The sequence below is a fragment of the Enterovibrio sp. FF113 genome (assembly GCF_041439165.1).
Lineage (GTDB): Bacteria > Pseudomonadota > Gammaproteobacteria > Enterobacterales > Vibrionaceae > Enterovibrio > Enterovibrio norvegicus_A.
Genome location: NZ_JBGONO010000034.1, coordinates 1 through 17,030 on the forward strand (window position 1 = coordinate 1; position 17,030 = coordinate 17,030).

At 47.6% G+C, this 17,030-nt stretch carries 17 protein-coding genes; 8 read left to right on the plus strand and 9 right to left on the minus strand.

Annotated features, from left to right (window positions below; all coding sequences use genetic code 11):
• Positions 1-100 precede the first annotated feature (100 nt).
• Positions 101-304 carry a DUF1107 family protein gene (locus ACED36_RS20460; RefSeq protein WP_026023849.1) on the plus strand — a complete coding sequence of 68 codons (204 nt, stop codon included), beginning with the start codon at positions 101-103 and terminating at the stop codon, positions 302-304.
• Positions 305-377: 73 nt separating this feature from the next.
• Here ACED36_RS20460 and gcvH read toward each other — a convergent pair whose 3' ends face one another.
• From gcvH to tkt, 7 genes are all read right to left on the minus strand, one after another.
• On the minus strand, positions 378-770 hold the full coding sequence (gene gcvH / locus ACED36_RS20465; RefSeq protein ID WP_016960317.1) for a glycine cleavage system protein GcvH: 393 nt from the start codon (positions 768-770) through the stop codon (positions 378-380).
• Positions 771-1,024: 254 nt separating this feature from the next.
• Positions 1,025-1,858 carry a small-conductance mechanosensitive channel MscS gene (gene mscS / locus ACED36_RS20470; protein WP_016960318.1) on the minus strand — a complete coding sequence of 278 codons (834 nt, stop codon included), beginning with the start codon at positions 1,856-1,858 and terminating at the stop codon, positions 1,025-1,027.
• Positions 1,859-2,096: 238 nt separating this feature from the next.
• Positions 2,097-3,002 (minus strand): small-conductance mechanosensitive channel MscS, encoded by a 906-nt coding sequence (mscS, locus tag ACED36_RS20475; RefSeq protein ID WP_016960319.1) that lies wholly within the window; start codon positions 3,000-3,002, stop codon positions 2,097-2,099.
• A gap of 171 nt (positions 3,003-3,173) precedes the next feature.
• Positions 3,174-4,250: a class II fructose-bisphosphate aldolase gene (fbaA, locus tag ACED36_RS20480; RefSeq protein WP_016960320.1), complete on the minus strand. Its 1,077-nt coding sequence runs from the start codon at positions 4,248-4,250 to the stop codon at positions 3,174-3,176.
• Positions 4,251-4,476: 226 nt separating this feature from the next.
• Positions 4,477-5,640 (minus strand): phosphoglycerate kinase, encoded by a 1,164-nt coding sequence (locus ACED36_RS20485; protein ID WP_016960321.1) that lies wholly within the window; start codon positions 5,638-5,640, stop codon positions 4,477-4,479.
• A 70-nt stretch (positions 5,641-5,710) separates the two neighbouring features.
• The gene (gene epd / locus ACED36_RS20490; RefSeq protein WP_016960322.1) at positions 5,711-6,739 is read right to left on the minus strand and encodes an erythrose-4-phosphate dehydrogenase; all 1,029 of its coding nucleotides are present in this window, start codon (positions 6,737-6,739) and stop codon (positions 5,711-5,713) included.
• Positions 6,740-6,923: 184 nt separating this feature from the next.
• Positions 6,924-8,921, minus strand: coding sequence for a transketolase (gene tkt / locus ACED36_RS20495; protein WP_371733772.1), 1,998 nt, complete (start codon positions 8,919-8,921; stop codon positions 6,924-6,926).
• A 400-nt stretch (positions 8,922-9,321) separates the two neighbouring features.
• Between tkt and metK the strand changes: the two genes are divergently transcribed.
• From metK to ruvX, 7 genes are all read left to right on the plus strand, one after another.
• Complete coding sequence (gene metK / locus ACED36_RS20500) at positions 9,322-10,476, plus strand: methionine adenosyltransferase (RefSeq protein WP_016959538.1); 1,155 nt, start codon at positions 9,322-9,324, stop codon at positions 10,474-10,476.
• 106 nt (positions 10,477-10,582) lie between these two features.
• Positions 10,583-11,074, plus strand: coding sequence for a SprT family zinc-dependent metalloprotease (locus ACED36_RS20505; protein ID WP_017004536.1), 492 nt, complete (start codon positions 10,583-10,585; stop codon positions 11,072-11,074).
• 129 nt (positions 11,075-11,203) lie between these two features.
• Positions 11,204-11,914, plus strand: coding sequence for an endonuclease (locus ACED36_RS20510; RefSeq protein WP_026024009.1), 711 nt, complete (start codon positions 11,204-11,206; stop codon positions 11,912-11,914).
• A gap of 83 nt (positions 11,915-11,997) precedes the next feature.
• Positions 11,998-12,729 (plus strand): 16S rRNA (uracil(1498)-N(3))-methyltransferase, encoded by a 732-nt coding sequence (gene rsmE / locus ACED36_RS20515; RefSeq protein ID WP_026024010.1) that lies wholly within the window; start codon positions 11,998-12,000, stop codon positions 12,727-12,729.
• Between the two features lie 13 nt (positions 12,730-12,742).
• Positions 12,743-13,690 (plus strand): glutathione synthase, encoded by a 948-nt coding sequence (gene gshB, locus ACED36_RS20520; RefSeq protein WP_017004537.1) that lies wholly within the window; start codon positions 12,743-12,745, stop codon positions 13,688-13,690.
• Positions 13,691-13,833: 143 nt separating this feature from the next.
• On the plus strand, positions 13,834-14,397 hold the full coding sequence (locus ACED36_RS20525) for a YqgE/AlgH family protein (protein ID WP_371733773.1): 564 nt from the start codon (positions 13,834-13,836) through the stop codon (positions 14,395-14,397).
• Positions 14,398-14,407: 10 nt separating this feature from the next.
• Positions 14,408-14,836 (plus strand): Holliday junction resolvase RuvX, encoded by a 429-nt coding sequence (gene ruvX / locus ACED36_RS20530; protein WP_017004539.1) that lies wholly within the window; start codon positions 14,408-14,410, stop codon positions 14,834-14,836.
• 33 nt (positions 14,837-14,869) lie between these two features.
• Here ruvX and ACED36_RS20535 read toward each other — a convergent pair whose 3' ends face one another.
• Together ACED36_RS20535 and ACED36_RS20540 are read right to left on the minus strand one after the other, a co-directional pair.
• Complete coding sequence (locus ACED36_RS20535) at positions 14,870-15,985, minus strand: PilT/PilU family type 4a pilus ATPase (protein WP_016959545.1); 1,116 nt, start codon at positions 15,983-15,985, stop codon at positions 14,870-14,872.
• Between the two features lie 2 nt (positions 15,986-15,987).
• Positions 15,988-17,025 (minus strand): type IV pilus twitching motility protein PilT, encoded by a 1,038-nt coding sequence (locus tag ACED36_RS20540; RefSeq protein WP_016959546.1) that lies wholly within the window; start codon positions 17,023-17,025, stop codon positions 15,988-15,990.
• Positions 17,026-17,030: the final 5 nt, after the last annotated feature.

A 17,030-nucleotide genomic window follows, 5' to 3' on the forward strand; every position in this document is an offset into this window, starting at 1 on the left:
ATAATGCAGCCCGCCAAAATTCCAGAATGAATCACTGGAATAAAGGATGTTGGCTAGCCGTGCCGGGAGGCACAATAATAAAAAAGAAAAGGAACTGCGAATGCGGATGTTTAATCGTTATTTCCCGACTCTCATCGCCAAACACGTCTATCGGTTGTTTAACGGACGTATTTATATAGATGGCCGCGGAGATTTCGACTTTCATCAGGGAATGGTGCAGGCGCAATCAGACGCGGATTTTGAGCATTATCGTACCGTAAAGGAAATTAATGCTGAGATCCGACGCTTGAAAGAGCAGTGCTAATTAGTGCTTCAAACACTTCGCTTGATCAAAAACACCGCGCATTGCGCGGTGTTTTTTTATTGTTTCAACTGGACTACTCTTCTTCTTCCAGATTTTCTTGATACGCTTGTGCATCAAGAAGCTCATTGAGTTCCGAATCGTCGGTGATACGAATTTGGAACAACCAACCATCTCCGTAAGCGTCGGTGTTGACGTACTCCGGAGAGCCTTCCAAATCTTCATTGACCGCGACAACTTCGCCCGTCAGCGGCGAATAAATATCTGAGGCCGCTTTTACTGATTCAGCAACGGCGCAATCATCACCCGCATTTACGGTGTCACCCACCTCTGGTAAATCAACGAAGACCATATCACCCAGCATTGCCTGAGCATGGTCAGAAATGCCTACGGTATACACACCATTGCCTTCAGGTCGAACCCACTCGTGGGATGCCGCGAATTTTAACTCAGATGGGATATCACTCATAAATCAGGTTCCTTCATAAATTTGTGCTGCAAACTGTCGGTGACTTAAAAAAGCGCACAACATCAGATACGCAAGGTAGGAAAGCCTTCGCCTAATCGCAAGGAAAATCACTACACAAGAAGCAATTGTTTTAACTCGATCAACCCTTGTCTCAAACATTGATTCAGCGACAGTCCAGAATACCGCCCAATCCAAACAAAAAAACGCCAATGACAACATAACTGCCATTGGCGCTTTATTCACTTAGCTAAGTATTAGCTTTCGCTTTTTTGCACATGAACATCCATTTGAGGGAAAGGAATTTCTATTCCTTCTTCGTCCAATGCTTCTTTGATAGCTTGCAGCAAATCGAAGTAAACCGGCCAGTAATCACCAGTTCGCACCCAAGGACGCACCACAAGGTTTACCGATGAATCGGCTAGCTCAACCACACCGATAGTTGGCTCAGGCTCAGCAAGAAGACGTGACTCTGCCGCCAATACGCGTGTCAGTACATCTTTGGTTTTTTTCAAATCCGCGTTATAGGAAACGCCAACAACGAAGTCGATACGACGGGTATCATGACGTGAATAGTTGGTGATTGGGCTAGAGATAACGCCACCGTTAGGCACAACGATCATTTTGTTGTCAGGCGTTTTCAATACCGTCGAGAAAATTTGGATTGAGTCTACTGAACCTGCTACACCCGCGATTTCAACGTAGTCGCCCGATTTAAACGGACGGAATGCAACAATCAATACGCCCGCAGCAAAGTTTGACAGCGACCCTTGCAGTGCCAAGCCAACAGCAAGACCTGCAGCACCGATAACAGCAACCACAGATGCGGTTTGAACACCCAATTTACCCAGCGCTGCAATCAGGACAATAACGAATAGTAAATAGCGAATAAAGGTATGCACGAATTCAACAACAGCATTGTCGAGGTCTTTCTTGCGTAACACTTTCGCGACGGTACCGGCAATCTTTTTAACGACCCAATTACCGATAATGATAATAACGAGCGCGGATATAACATTCACCGCGTATTGAAGCAGCAGATCTTGGTTTGCAGTAAACCAATTCAAGGCTTCATTAGTTGCATTTTCCATTGCGATTCCCTTGATAGTTGTTTTGTAGTTTGGTCGATTTCCCTGAGAGTCGACAACAAGAGCCTCTCATTTCCGGATCAATCCGCACCAGAAAAATCAGAGCAGAGTGTACAGTTTAAACAGTAAAAAATACTGTCTCAAATTTAAAACACTCACACTGATCTATTTGTGACTTCTCGGGATGACACGCATAAAAAAGCCCTACCAAAGGGCAGGGCTCAACTTCAATATGCTGTCTTTATGCCATTTCAGCGACGGGTTTGCTTTTTTCCTTCGCTTTCGCATTCACAATGGCGGCGTGATAATGCACATCCATCTGTGGGAATGGAATTTCAATCCCTTCTTTATCGAGACCTTCTTTGATCGCCTGCATCAAGTCAAAGTAAGTCGCCCAGTAATCTGCGGTGTTAACCCAAGGGCGAACCACAAAGTTCACCGATGAATCAGCCAGCGCGTGAACACCAATGGTTGGCTCAGGATCTTGCAAAACACGCTCATCAGCATTAACAATTCGGGTCAGTACTTCTTTCGTCTTTTGCAAATCCGCTTTGTAAGAAACACCAATGATAAAATCAATACGACGTGTCTCATGACGAGAGTAGTTGGTGATTGGGCTTGAAATAACCGTCCCATTTGGCACAACGACCATCTTGTTATCTGGCGTCGTCAATACAGTCGAGAAAATCTGAATCGAGGCAACAGAACCCGCCACGCCGCCCACTTCAACATAATCACCTGACTTGAACGGACGGAACGTCACAATCAACACACCCGCCGCAAAGTTCGACAGTGAGCCTTGTAGTGCCAAACCAATTGCTAAGCCAGCAGCACCGATTACAGCGACGATAGAGGCTGTTTGAACACCCAAGCGGCCCAGCGCTGCAATCAGCACAATCGCAAACATCACGTAACGCACCATGTTCTCGATAAAATCGACAACTGTTTGATCCAGTTCGCGCTTCTTCAATACTACCGCCACAGATCCGGCGACTTTCTTCACTATCCAGTTACCGATAAGCAGGATAGTCAGTGCTGTCAGCACATTCATGGCATATTGAATCATCAATTCTTGGTTCGAAGCCAACCAACTCATGGCTTCATGTGCTGTTTGTTCAACAACAAGTACGGCATTTTGTTCGGTCATCGTTTCTCTCACTAGTACAAAAACAAAACCACCTCACGCGACGAGAAACCATCAGATGGCATCCAGTCACGTGAGGTGGTTCAGGGTATGACTGAAATGCAGTCATAAAAAAACCCGCTAAATTTAGCGGGTTTCTAGATCTTTTGTAACCTGTTTTTTTAAAAAACTAAATTACAGAACGTCGATTGCGTTCAGGTCAGCAAATGCTTTCTCAAGACGAGTAACCATAGAAGCCTGACCAGCACGTAGCCATACGCGTGGATCGTAGTACTTCTTGTTTGGCGCAGCTTCGCCAGTTGGGTTACCGATTTGACCTTGTAGGTAATCAAAGTTATCAGCAGAGTAAGTACGGATACCGTCCCACGTTGCCCACTGAGTATCAGTATCGATGTTCATTTTGATAACACCGTAACCGATAGACTCTTGGATTTCTGCTTCAGAAGAACCAGAACCACCGTGGAATACGAAGTTCAATGCGTTCGGAGCGATACCGAATTTCTCAGCACAGTAAGCTTGAGAATCACGCAGGATAGTTGGAGTAAGAACAACGTTACCCGCTTGGTAAACACCGTGAACGTTACCAAAAGATGCTGCGATAGTGAAACGTGGGCTGATAGCGCTCAGTTTCTCGTATGCGTATGCAACGTCTTCTGGAGAAGTGTAAAGCTCAGACGCGTCCATATCAGAGTTGTCTACGCCGTCTTCTTCACCACCAGTACAACCCAGTTCGATTTCTAGCGTCATGCCCATCTTTTCCATGCGAGCAAGGTATGCAGCACAGATTTCGATGTTTTCTTCTAGTGATTCTTCAGACAGGTCAATCATGTGTGAAGAGAACAGTGGCTTGCCCGTTTCAGCGAAGTGCGCTTCACCAGCGTCAAGCAGACCGTCGATCCATGGCAGCAATTTCTTAGCAGCATGGTCAGTGTGCAGAATAACGGGAACACCGTAAGACGCAGCAACTGCGTGAACGTATTTTGCGCCAGCAACAGCACCAAGGATTTGTGCACCTTGGCCTTCTAGCTTAACGCCTTTACCAGCGAAGAAGCCTGCGCCACCGTTAGAGAACTGAACAACAACAGGTGCTTTAACTTTAGAAGCAGCTTCTAGAACACCGTTGATTGAATCCGTGTTTACTACGTTTACCGCTGGAAGAGCGAATTTATTCTCTTTAGCAATTTCAAACACTTTCTGTACGTCGTCACCAGAGATAACGCCAGGTTTTACAAAATCAAAAATCTTAGACATAACAATAGTCCTATTTACTCTGTAGTCTTTGAATGAATCAGTACCAAGCTGGCCATATCCCGACCAACTCAGCTAAATCGGCAAACGTTTGCGATCAACGCTGCGCATTGTACCCAAACGTCTCACCAAACACATTAATTTTTCGGTTTGGTGTCTGCATCAAACCGGACATTAGTCGCAAGATAAGATGCATAAAAAACGGGGGTAACAACCCCCGTTTTTTATATTATGCTTTTGCGCGAGCTTCTAGCATTTCAACAGCTGGAAGTACTTTACCTTCAACAAACTCAAGGAATGCACCACCGCCAGTCGAGATGTAAGAAACATCAGCTTTGATACCGAACTTGTCGATAGCTGCCAATGTGTCACCACCACCTGCTACAGAGAAGCCTGCAGATTCAGCGATTGCTTTAGAAATACCCGCCGTACCCGCTTCGAAGTTTTTGAACTCGAATACGCCAACAGGGCCATTCCATAGGATGGTTTTCGCGTTGCTGATGATTTCAGCAAGAGCCGCAGTTGATTGAGGACCTAGGTCGAAAATCATGTCGTCATCTTGAACGTCAGCAACGTTCTTGATTTCAGCTTCTGCGTTTTCGTCAAATGCTTTCGCACATGCAACATCAGTTGCAACTGGAATTGCACATTCTTTCATTAGCTTTTTAGCTGTATCTAGCAAATCCGCTTCGTACAGTGATTTGCCCACGTTGTGGCCTTCAGCTGCAATGAAGGTGTTCGCGATACCACCGCCAACAACCAATTGGTCAGCGATTTTAGATAGAGACTCAAGAACAGTCAGTTTGGTAGAAACTTTAGAACCACCAACGATAGCAACCAACGGACGCGCTGGGTTGTCCATCGCTTTACCTAGTGCTTCAAGTTCAGCCGCTAGAAGAGGGCCTGCACATGCGATAGGAGCGAATACACCTACGCCGTAAGTCGATGCTTGTGCGCGGTGCGCAGTGCCGAATGCATCCATCACGAACACATCACAAAGTGCAGCGTAAGCTTTAGACAGCTCGTCTTCGTTTTTCTTCTCGCCTTTGTTGAAACGAACGTTTTCTAGAACCACTAGCTCACCCGCGTTCAGCTCTAGGCCGTTCAGGTAGTCTTTTGCTAGTTTAACGTCACAATCAAGCGCGTCGTTCAAGTAGTTAACGACAGGCTGCAGAGAGAATTCTTCTGCGTACTCACCTTCAGTTGGACGACCAAGGTGAGAAGTAACCATGACTTTCGCGCCAGCTTCTAGGCAAAGCTTAATCGTTGGCAGAGATGCAAGAATACGTGCATCAGAAGTTACTTTACCTTCTTTAACCGGTACGTTTAGGTCAGCTCGGATAAATACACGTTTGCCAGCCAGATCCAGATCGGCCATTTTGATTACAGACATTTTCGTCCTCTCTCTAAAGTTGCAAAAATAAAAAAATTTGCTTTGGTTTTTACAAAATAAAAACCGTGACTCAAGCCTTCGAGCCACTTGAAATTGCATCCATGGCTAACGCGGTATCAAGCATCCGGTTAGCAAATCCCCACTCGTTATCACACCACACCAGCATCTTCACCAAATTGTGGTTACTTACTCGTGTTTGCGAGCCATCGACAATGGCGCTGTGAGGGTCATGGTTAAAGTCTATCGAGACAAGTGGTGCCTCGGTATAATCTACAATGCCGTTCAATGTACACCGAGCGGCCTCTTCGAGTGATTGATTTACGTCATTAACTTTCACTTTCGTGTTAACTGTGACGCTTAAATCCATTGCAGTGACGTTAATCGTTGGAACTCTAACCGAAATCGCTTCAAATTTGTCAGAAAATTTCGGAAAGATTCTTCCAATTCCCAAATGTAATTTGGTGTCGACAGGAATAATTGACTGACTCGCAGCACGGGTGCGTCGCAAATCAGGGTGATAAGCATCAATCACTTGCTGGTCATTCATGGAAGAGTGAATGGTGGTGATGGTGCCAGACTCAATACCAAACTGTTCATCAAGCACCTTAATCACAGGCACGATACAGTTAGTGGTACAAGAACCATTGGAAACAATGCGATCGCTGGCTTTCAAGGAGTCTTCATTCACACCAAAAATGATGGTGTTATCTAAGTCATTACTACCAGGATGGGAGAACAATACTTTTTTCGCACCAGCATCGAGGTGGGCTTGACCATGTTCGCGATTGCCATAAACACCCGTGCAATCGAGCACGATGTCGATGTCTAGATCACGCCAAGGAAGCAGATTAATGTCACTTAAGTGAAGGATGCGAATTTTATCGTCGCCGACAAAAAGAAACTCCTGGCTATTGGAGACTTTTTTAAAAAATCGACCATGACTGGTGTCATATTGCAGAAGATGCGCCATCGCATCAGGCTCAGCGAGTTCATTGACAGCGATGATGTCAATTTTGTCTCTTCGGCCACTCTCGTAAAGTGCGCGAAGCACACTACGGCCAATTCGACCAAATCCATTAATTGCAACGCGTAATGCCATGTCCCTGACCATCTGAGTCGTGAATGAAATACGGCGGACAGTCTATCTCAAGCACGTAAAATACGCACGTAGAATGTGACTGGTCTCTCATCAAAACTTCTGATTGATTCGTTCAGACATCGAAAAGAAAAAGCCCCGCAAAAGCGGGGCTAAATATTGACGTTCGAACACCTGACATCGTCAGTTATGCAAGCAGCTCTTTCGCCGTTTCTACCACGTTTTCAACGGTAAAGCCGAACATCTTGAACAGCTCGCCTGCTGGTGCAGACTCACCGAAAGAGTGCATGCCGATGATACGACCATCAAAGCCAACGTACTTGTACCAGAAGTCAGCGATGCCCGCTTCAATTGCAACACGAGCGGTCACATCTGAAGGCAGTACTGATTCACGGTATGCCGCATCTTGCTTGTCATAAACGTCTGTCGCTGGCATAGATACCACGCGAACTTGCTTACCTTCAGCAGAAATTTGCGCAGCCGCTTCAACCGCCAGCTCAACTTCTGAACCGGTTGCAATCAAGATAAGATCTGGCTGACCCACACAATCTTTCAGCACGTAACCGCCTTTAGCGATGTCAGCCACTTGCTGTGTGCTGCGATCTTGTTGTGCCAAGTTTTGACGCGAGAAGATCAGCGACGTTGGACCGTCTTTGCGCTCAATCGCCAGTTTCCAAGCGACCGCAGATTCCACTTGGTCACATGGACGCCATGTGCTCATGTTTGGCGTTAGACGCAGTGAGGCGATTTGCTCAACCGGCTGGTGTGTTGGGCCATCTTCACCCAGACCAATCGAGTCATGGGTATACACTTGGATGTTCTGAATTTTCATCAGCGCAGCCATACGCATTGCGTTACGCGCGTATTCCATGAACATCAGGAAGGTTGCGCCGTAAGGTACAAAACCACCGTGCAGCGCGATGCCGTTGATGATCGCTGTCATACCGAACTCACGCACACCGTAGTGAATGTAATTACCGGATGCGTCTTCAGCAGTCACGGCTTTCGAACCCGACCACATGGTCAAGTTTGAAGGCGCAAGGTCAGCAGAGCCGCCCATAAATTCTGGTAGCATAGCACCAAACGCTTCTAGCGCGTTTTGAGACGCTTTACGTGATGCAATGTTCGCTGGGTTTGCTTGCAAATCAGCGATGATTTGGCTCGCTTTCGCTTCCCATTCTGCTGGCAGTTCGCCGTTTACGCGGCGTTTGAATTCAGCAGCAAGCTCTGGGTATGCCGCTTCATAAGCTGCAAGTCTTTCATTCCACGCAGACTCTTTCGCCGCGCCAGCTTCTTTGGCATCCCATGCGCCGTAAACGTCAGCAGGGATTTCAAACGGACCGTGCTCCCAACCCAGCTGTTTACGGGTCGCTGCGATTTCGTCAGCGCCTAGTGGTGCGCCGTGACAATCGTGGGTGCCAGCTTTATTTGGTGAACCAAAGCCAATCACGGTTTTCGTACAGATCAGGGTTGGACGACCTGTTTCTGCTTTTGCTGCTTCAATCGCCGCATTGATTGCATCGGCATCGTGACCATCAACAGCAGGAATAACGTGCCAGCCGTACGCTTCAAAACGCTGAGGCGTATTGTCAGTGAACCAGCCTTCAACATGACCATCGATAGAAATACCGTTGTCATCCCAGAACGCAACCAGCTTACCAAGACCTAGCGTACCCGCCAGTGAACATGCTTCATGAGAGATACCTTCCATCAAGCAACCGTCGCCCAAGAACACAAAGGTGTTGTGGTCAACGATGGCATGGCCGTCGCGATTGAATTGCGCTGCCAGTGATTTCTCTGCCATCGCCATACCAACAGCGTTGGTGATGCCTTGGCCTAGTGGGCCAGTGGTGGTTTCAATGCCCGGTGCATAACCGTATTCAGGGTGACCTGGGGTTTTTGAATGCAGTTGGCGGAAGTTTTTCAGATCATCAATCGACAGATCGTAACCCGTCAGGTGAAGCAGAGAGTAAATCAGCATTGAGCCGTGACCGTTAGACAAGATGAAACGGTCGCGATCAGCCCATTCAGGGTTTTGCGGGTTGTGGTTCATGTGGTCGCGCCACAGTACTTCGGCGATATCAGCCATGCCCATTGGGGCGCCCGGGTGACCAGAGTTGGCTTGTTGTACACCGTCCATGCTTAGTGCACGAATCGCGTTTGCTAAAACCTTGCGGGAAGACATGTCTGCTCCTGAGATCAATAGACGTTTTGTTTTATATGCAATCAGGCGTAATACTTTTATTCGTAGATGGCCAGATCGCAGAAGTCGGCGGGGTCGTATTGTCGCAAGACTCCCGTTCCTCTGCAAACGTTTTACATGGCTGATTTTATAGGAAACTGCGCCTATCTAGCGTGTTTGTGCCGCATCTATTTGTAATTACAGGATGACCAACGCAAACGTTTCCCTTTTAGGCGGACAAACCGTGGGGTTGATTTATCAATCTCGTGACGTAGAATAGACGTCCAGATGGAAAAGCATCTATACCTTTAAACGTATATTCGATATCAATTTTATACCAACGGCAGTCAGCACACGTTTAACACACTGCTGAAATTGGTATTTACTCATTAGGGAAAACGTTATGGCTAAGCACCTGTTCACTTCTGAATCTGTATCAGAAGGCCACCCAGACAAAATTGCAGATCAGATTTCTGATGCCGTTCTTGATGCAATTTTGGAGCAGGATCCAAAAGCACGTGTGGCGTGTGAAACCTACGTCAAAACTGGCATGGTGATGGTTGGCGGTGAAGTAACAACGTCAGCATGGGTTGATATCGAAGAAATCACACGTGAAACCGTGCGTGAGATTGGTTATGTACATTCTGACATGGGCTTTGATGCAGACTCTTGTGCTGTATTGAATACCATTGGTAAGCAATCGCCAGACATCAACCAAGGTGTTGATAAAGCAGATCCTAAAGATCAAGGCGCTGGCGACCAAGGCATCATGTTTGGTTACGCAACCAACGAAACCCCTATTCTTATGCCTGCACCAATTACCTATTCTCATCTGCTGGTCAAAAAGCAAGCGGAAGTGCGCAAGAGCGGCAAACTGGATTTCTTACGTCCAGACGCGAAATCACAAGTTACCTTCCAATATGACCAAGGTAAGATTGTTGGTATTGATGCGGTTGTTCTTTCGACTCAGCATTGCGATTCAGTCACAACTGAATACTTGCGCGAAGCGGTAATGGAAGAAATCATTAAACCGGTTTTACCGATTGAATGGTTGAACAAAGACACCAAATACTTCATCAACCCAACCGGTCGTTTTGTTATCGGTGGCCCAATGGGTGACTGTGGTTTGACGGGTCGTAAGATCATCGTCGATACCTACGGCGGCGCAGCGCGTCACGGCGGTGGTGCATTCTCTGGTAAAGATCCATCGAAGGTTGACCGCTCAGCAGCATACGCAGCACGTTATGTTGCTAAAAATATCGTTGCCGCTGGCATGGCTGATCGCTGTGAGATCCAACTGTCTTACGCTATCGGTGTCGCTGACCCAACATCTATCATGGTTGAAACGTTCGGCACAGAAAAAGTGTCTCAAGAGATCATCATCGAAGCGGTTCGCCAAAACTTCGACTTGCGCCCATATGGCCTGCAAGAGATGCTTGACCTGCTGCAACCTATCTACAAAAAGACAGCAGCATACGGTCACTTCGGTCGTGAAGAATTCCCATGGGAAAAAACGGACAAAGTGGCAGCATTACGCGATTTCGCGAACATCAAATAATCGCGACCACGCAGCACCACAGATTAACAAAATGGAAGCTTCGGCTTCCTTTTTTTCATGCCTCTCTTTACCCTAGCCGCTGTCACCACTTAACTTTGCCAAAGCGATGAACGAACTCCACTACCGTATTACCCGACGCGTAAGCGAATGCATTTATCAAGCAAGCCAGACCTTAAAGGCAGATTTTTCGGTGCCTGCGATCCGTTTTGATATTCGGGGAAAAACGGCGGGAATGGCGCTGCTTCAACGCTGGCAGCTTCGCTTCAATCCCGTATTACTGGCCGAAAACCCAGAAGCATTTATTAACGAAGTGGTTCCCCATGAAGTCAGTCATTTAATTGTCTTTGCGCGATTCGGACGTGTTCGCCCGCACGGCAAAGAGTGGCAAGCCGTTATGTCACAGGTCTTTGATGTTCAACCTAAAACCACGCATAGCTTTGACATCAAATCCGTGGAAGGCAAAACCTTTCCTTATCAATGCCAATGTGACGTCATCCCTTTATCTGTGCGCCGTCACAACAAGGTACAGCGCCAGCAAGTGCAGTACATGTGCCGTCGTTGTAAACAGCCCCTGATGTGGAAACCTTCAGCATCCTAACGCGAATGCGTTAATTGCCACTTTTTCCTCAATTAACAAGTTATTCAATTAACACTATTTTAGTGAGATTTAACTCGCATACATCTGCAATAATCAAAGTACTTAATTCCAAAAAGACTTTGTTTCATGATGAAAAAGTATCTCTTGCTGCTTTCTGCGTTGTTGATATCACCACTGGCGATGTCTGCTCCTGAGCATCCACAATCCTTTTCGAAAGCCAAACGCATCGCGCAAAAAATCTATCAAGACTACCCCACCTCTTTTTACTGTGGCTGTGACATTGAGTGGAAAGGGAAGAAGGGCGTGCCGCAATTAGATGAATGTGGTTACCAAGTGCGTAAGCAATTAAAACGCGCTAGCCGCATTGAATGGGAACATGTCGTTCCTGCTTGGCAATTTGGCCACCAGCGCCAATGCTGGCAAGACGGCGGACGCAAGAATTGCGGCAAAACAGACATGGCCTTTCGTTTAATGGAAGCGGATCTGCACAATCTGGTCCCTGCCATTGGCGAAGTGAACGGCGACCGCTCTAACTATCGTTTTTCACAATGGAACGGAAACAAAGGCGCATTTTACGGACAATGCGAAATGAAGGTCGATTTCAAACAGCGCGCGGTCGATCCACCCGCGCAAAGTCGTGGCGCCATTGCACGTATCTACCAATACATGAATCAACAGTATGATTTTCGTTTGGCGTCAGCACAGAAAAAGCTCATGAATGCGTGGGATAAAACCTACCCTGTTACGGATTGGGAATGTGAGCGTGACCGTCGAATAGCCAAAGCGCAAGGTAACCACAATCCTTTCGTGAAAGCATCGTGCGAGAAAGCAGGTCTCTGATCTAGCTGAAGGCGAGCAACACTACAATCGTGAGGCAGCAGCGTGATACACTGCTGCTCATTATTAACAACGAAACGACCATCATGCGTATCCCTAGAATTTTCCATCCTGAACGTCTGCCCGACAATGGCCGCGTCTCTCTTAGTGAAGACGCTGCAAACCATGTTGGACGCGTATTGCGAATGCAAATTGGTCAGGAAATCCTGCTGTTTGATGGCAGTGGTGCTGAATTCCCCGCCGTCATTGCTGAAACGAGCAAGAAATCTGTCGCTGTTGATGTGGTTGAGCGTGTTGAACGCAGTATCGAATCGCCTCTGGATTTACACCTTGGTCAGGTGATCAGCCGCGGTGACAAAATGGAATTCACCATTCAGAAATCTGTTGAGCTGGGCGTCAATGTCATCACGCCGCTGATCTCAGAACGTTGTGGTGTCAAACTCAACGCGGAGCGCTTCGATAAAAAACTGCAGCAATGGCAAAAAATTGCGATTGCGGCCTGTGAACAAAGTGGTCGTAACATCGTGCCAGAGATTCGGCCCGTGATGGCGCTGGAAGAGTGGACGACTGAAGACTTTGACGGGCTGAAACTCAACCTGCATCCACGTGCAAAATACTCAATCAATACACTGCCAGAACCGGTCAAGCGCGTTCGTTTGCTCATAGGTCCTGAAGGTGGGTTGTCAGCAGACGAAATTGAAAAAACGCGCGAATTTGGTTTCGAAGAAACCTTATTAGGGCCGCGCGTGTTGCGAACAGAAACCGCAGCATTAACGGCGATCACCGCCCTACAGGTTCGCTTTGGCGATCTCGGCTAATTAAGGACAATACATGATCAAACTGGGCGTAGTGATGGATCCAATCGAATCCATCAATATCAAAAAAGATTCTTCCTTTGCCATGATGCTAGAAGCGCAAAAGCGTGGCTGGGAAATTCACTACATGCAGATGCACGACTTGTCGCTAGAACAAGGCAAAGCATTAGCACGCACTAAAATCGTGACACTGGAAGAAAACCCAGACAACTGGTTTGAAGTGAAAAGTGAGCAAGAGATCGCTCTTGCTGATCTTGATGCTGTTTTGATGCGCAAAGATCCGCCTTTTGATACCGAATACATCTACGCAACTTACATTCTTGAGCGCGCTGAAGTGGAAGGTTGTCTTATCGTCAACAAACCGCAAAGTCTGCGTGACTGCAATGAAAAGCTGTTCACTGCGTGGTTCCCTGAGCATACGCCGATCACTTTGGTGACACGTCGTGCTGATCAGATCAAAGCTTTCCATGAAAAACACGGCGACATCATTCTCAAGCCCTTAGATGGTATGGGTGGTTCATCGATTTTCCGTGTAAAGCAGGGCGATCCAAACTTGTCAGTGATCATCGAAACTCTGACAAACCTTGGTAACACCTACTGCATGGCGCAAACCTTTGTGCCAGATATCAGTAACGGCGATAAACGCATTCTGGTGGTGGACGGCGAGCCAATGCCATACTGCCTAGCGCGTATTCCCGCCAAAGGCGAAACCCGCGGTAATCTGGCTGCTGGGGGTCGTGGTGAAGCCCGTCCTCTGAGCGATACCGATTGGGCAATCGCACGCGCCGTTGCGCCAACGCTAAAAGAGAAAGGCCTCGTATTTGTTGGTTTGGATATTATCGGTGACAAGCTGACTGAAATTAACGTGACCAGCCCAACCTGTATCCGTGAAATTGAAGCGGCCTTTGATATTAATATCAGCGGTAAGTTGATGGACGCGATTGAAGCGCGTCTACAAAAATAATCCGCACACAACCTCGCGTAGTTTCGGCTGCGCGAGGCTGACTTTCTCTGACTTACCGCTCATACTGAACTAAGCATCATTATTTCACAGCACCTTTATATCAGTCGCTTTACGCCGACGCATCTCAGCAGTGGAAGGGCATCATGAACTTTAAAAATCATTTCCTTGTCGCAATGCCCAGTATGTTAGATGACCGTTTCAAGCACAGTGTTATCTATGTGTGCGAGCACAATGAGGACGGTGCAATGGGACTGGTGATTAACCAGCCCATCGATATCTCGGTCGCCAACATGCTTGAACAAATCGAGGTAGAGCGCGAGATCCATGTCACCCACCCAGTGAGCCTCGATCAGCCTGTCTTATTTGGCGGCCCTGTATCAGAAGATCGCGGATTTGTTCTGCACAAAAACAGGCAAGAGTTCGGCTCTAGCATTCAACTGTCTGATGCACTGACAGTGACCACATCGAAAGATATTCTGAGCATCTTAGGCACTAACGATGAACCTGAGCAGTTTATTGTCGCGCTGGGTTATTCAGGCTGGGACGCGGGGCAACTCGAACAGGAGCTGGCAGAAAACAGTTGGCTCACCATTGAAGCTGACCCTACCGTTATTTTCGATACCCCAATCAATGAGCGTTGGGAAAAAGCACTCAAGCAATTGGGCATCAGTGCGCTCAATCTTTCGTCCGATATCGGACACGCATAAGAGACATCCAATGAGTAACATTCAAACTGTGCTGGGCTTTGATTACGGCACAAAAAGTATTGGCATCGCGATTGGCCAAACCATTACTGGCACCGCTCAACCGCTTAAGGCGCTGAAAGCAAAAGATGGCATCCCAAGCTGGGACGCCATTGAAGCGATCTTAAAAGAATGGAAACCCGATTTAGTGGTGGTGGGTTTACCGCTTGATTTACAAGGCGGTGAACTAGAAAGCATCACACCTCGCGCACGCAAATTTGCCAATCGCCTAAAGGGGCGTTTTGGCGTTGATGTCGAGTTGCATGATGAGCGTCTCACCACAACAGAGGCGCGTTCTTCACTTTTTGAACACGGCGGGTATCGCGCATTGGGCAAGGGAAACATTGACTGCCAATCCGCGGTTATCATTGTCGAAAGCTGGCTTGAAAATCAGTACAGTTAAATAAGCGCCTGATGGCGCTTTTTTTTCGTTTACTTACGAGCCTTCGATACTGACATCGGCAAGTGACAGCGAACTCGAGGACTGCTCTGCCATTTTCATCATCAGCTTCAGTTCATTGCGAGAATCAGCGTGATGTAACGCTTCTTCCTTCGAGATTTTTCCTGCCTGATAAAGCGTAAACAGTGATTGGTCAAAGGTGCACATACCCGCTGTTTCGCCCTTGCTGATACACGCTTTAAGCTCGTGCAATTCACCACGACGGATCAAATCAGAAACATGGGAAGTATTGAGCAATAACTCATACGCGCCATGACGACCAATACCGCTGATATCAGGCACCAACTGCTGCGCTAGAATGCCCCTGAGATTAAGTGACAAATCAAACAAAAATTGTTCACGACGCTCTTTTGCCACCAAATGCAATACACGTTCGAGTGCCTGATTGGCGTTATTTGCGTGAAGGGTGGCGATACACAAGTGACCCGTCTCCGCAAACTGCATGGCATATTCCATGGTCTCTCTCGTGCGGATCTCGCCAATCATGATCATGTCCGGCGCTTGACGCAGCGAGTTCTTTAGCGCCACTTCATAACTCTCGGTATCAATACCTATCTCACGCTGTGTCACAATGCATTTTTTATGCGGATGGATGAACTCAATCGGATCTTCTACCGTCAGAATATGGCCGCTGCGGTGAGTATTGCGAAACCCTAGCATGGCCGCCATAGATGTCGATTTCCCCGACCCCGTTGCGCCCACAATCAATACCAGCCCACGTTTGGCAATCGACAAATCCTGAATCACATCTGGCAAGCCTAGCGTTTGGATCTCTGGGATCTTGGTTTCAATACGTCGCATCACCATGCCAGGCAAATCTCGCTGCCAAAACGCACTGACACGAAAACGGCCTGATTCGGTGACCAAAGCAAAGTTGGCCTCACGCTCTTCCATGAATTTTCGATGTGTGTCGGTATCCATCGCTTGCGATATCAATGCCTTCACCCCACTCAGATCTAACGTTTCACCGTTGGGCGTTAAGCTGCCATCAACACGCAGCATGCAAGGCGCACCCACAGTGATATAGCAATCTGATGCACGTTGATTGAGCATGGCATCAAGCAATTGAAAAAGGGGCGTCTGATCTGTCATCGTTAAAAACCTGTCCCTGAGCTATCTAACGCCTTGTTGGCTTCGCTGCTATCAATCACACCCTGCATCATCAAGTTGCGCAGTGATTGCTCCATGGTTTGCATGCCCATACCAGAGCCTGTCTGGATCATCGAATACATCTGCGCCACTTTGTCTTCACGAATCAGATTTCGAATGGCAGGCGTCGCAATCATCACTTCATGGGCAGCCACTCGCCCGCCAGTGACCTGTTTAATCAGTTTTTGCGATACCACCGCGCGTAGCGATTCTGACAACATGGATCGCACCATCGGTTTATCCGCACCAGGAAACACATCAATAATCCGGTCAACCGTCTTCGCGGCACTCGACGTGTGCAAGGTGCCAAACACTAAGTGACCCGTTTCAGCGGCAGTCAACGCAAGGCTGATGGTTTCTCTGTCGCGCAACTCACCCACCAAAATGACATCTGGGTCTTCACGCAATGCGGAACGAAGCGCGTTATTAAATGAATGCGTATCTCGGTGAACTTCACGCTGGTTGATCAAGCAACTTTTTTGCTCATGGACAAATTCAATCGGGTCTTCAATCGTCAACACATGACGATGTTGTTCACGGTTAATCTTATCTACCATCGCAGCCAACGTCGTGGATTTACCTGACCCCGTTGGCCCAGTAACGAGCACGAGTCCTTTTTGATAGTTAACAAACTGCTCAAACACCGAAGGCGCATTGATGGCCTCTAGCGTTGGGATCTTTGATGGGATGTTTCGAAACACCGCTGCGCAGCCGCGTGATTGGTGGAATGCATTAACACGGAAACGGCCAACAGATGCCAGTTCAAACGAGAAATCCACTTCAAGGTTTTGCTCAAACTCCCGTTGCTGGGCGTCGTTCATAATATCGAAGATGAGGCGGTGCACGTCATTGTGCTCGAGTGCAGGCAGGCTAAGCTTTCGGACATCACCATCAACGCGGACCATCGGAGGCACTCCCGCAGAAAGATGTAGATCTGAGGCATTATGCTTTACACTAAAGTCCAATAATTCAGTAATATCCATTAATC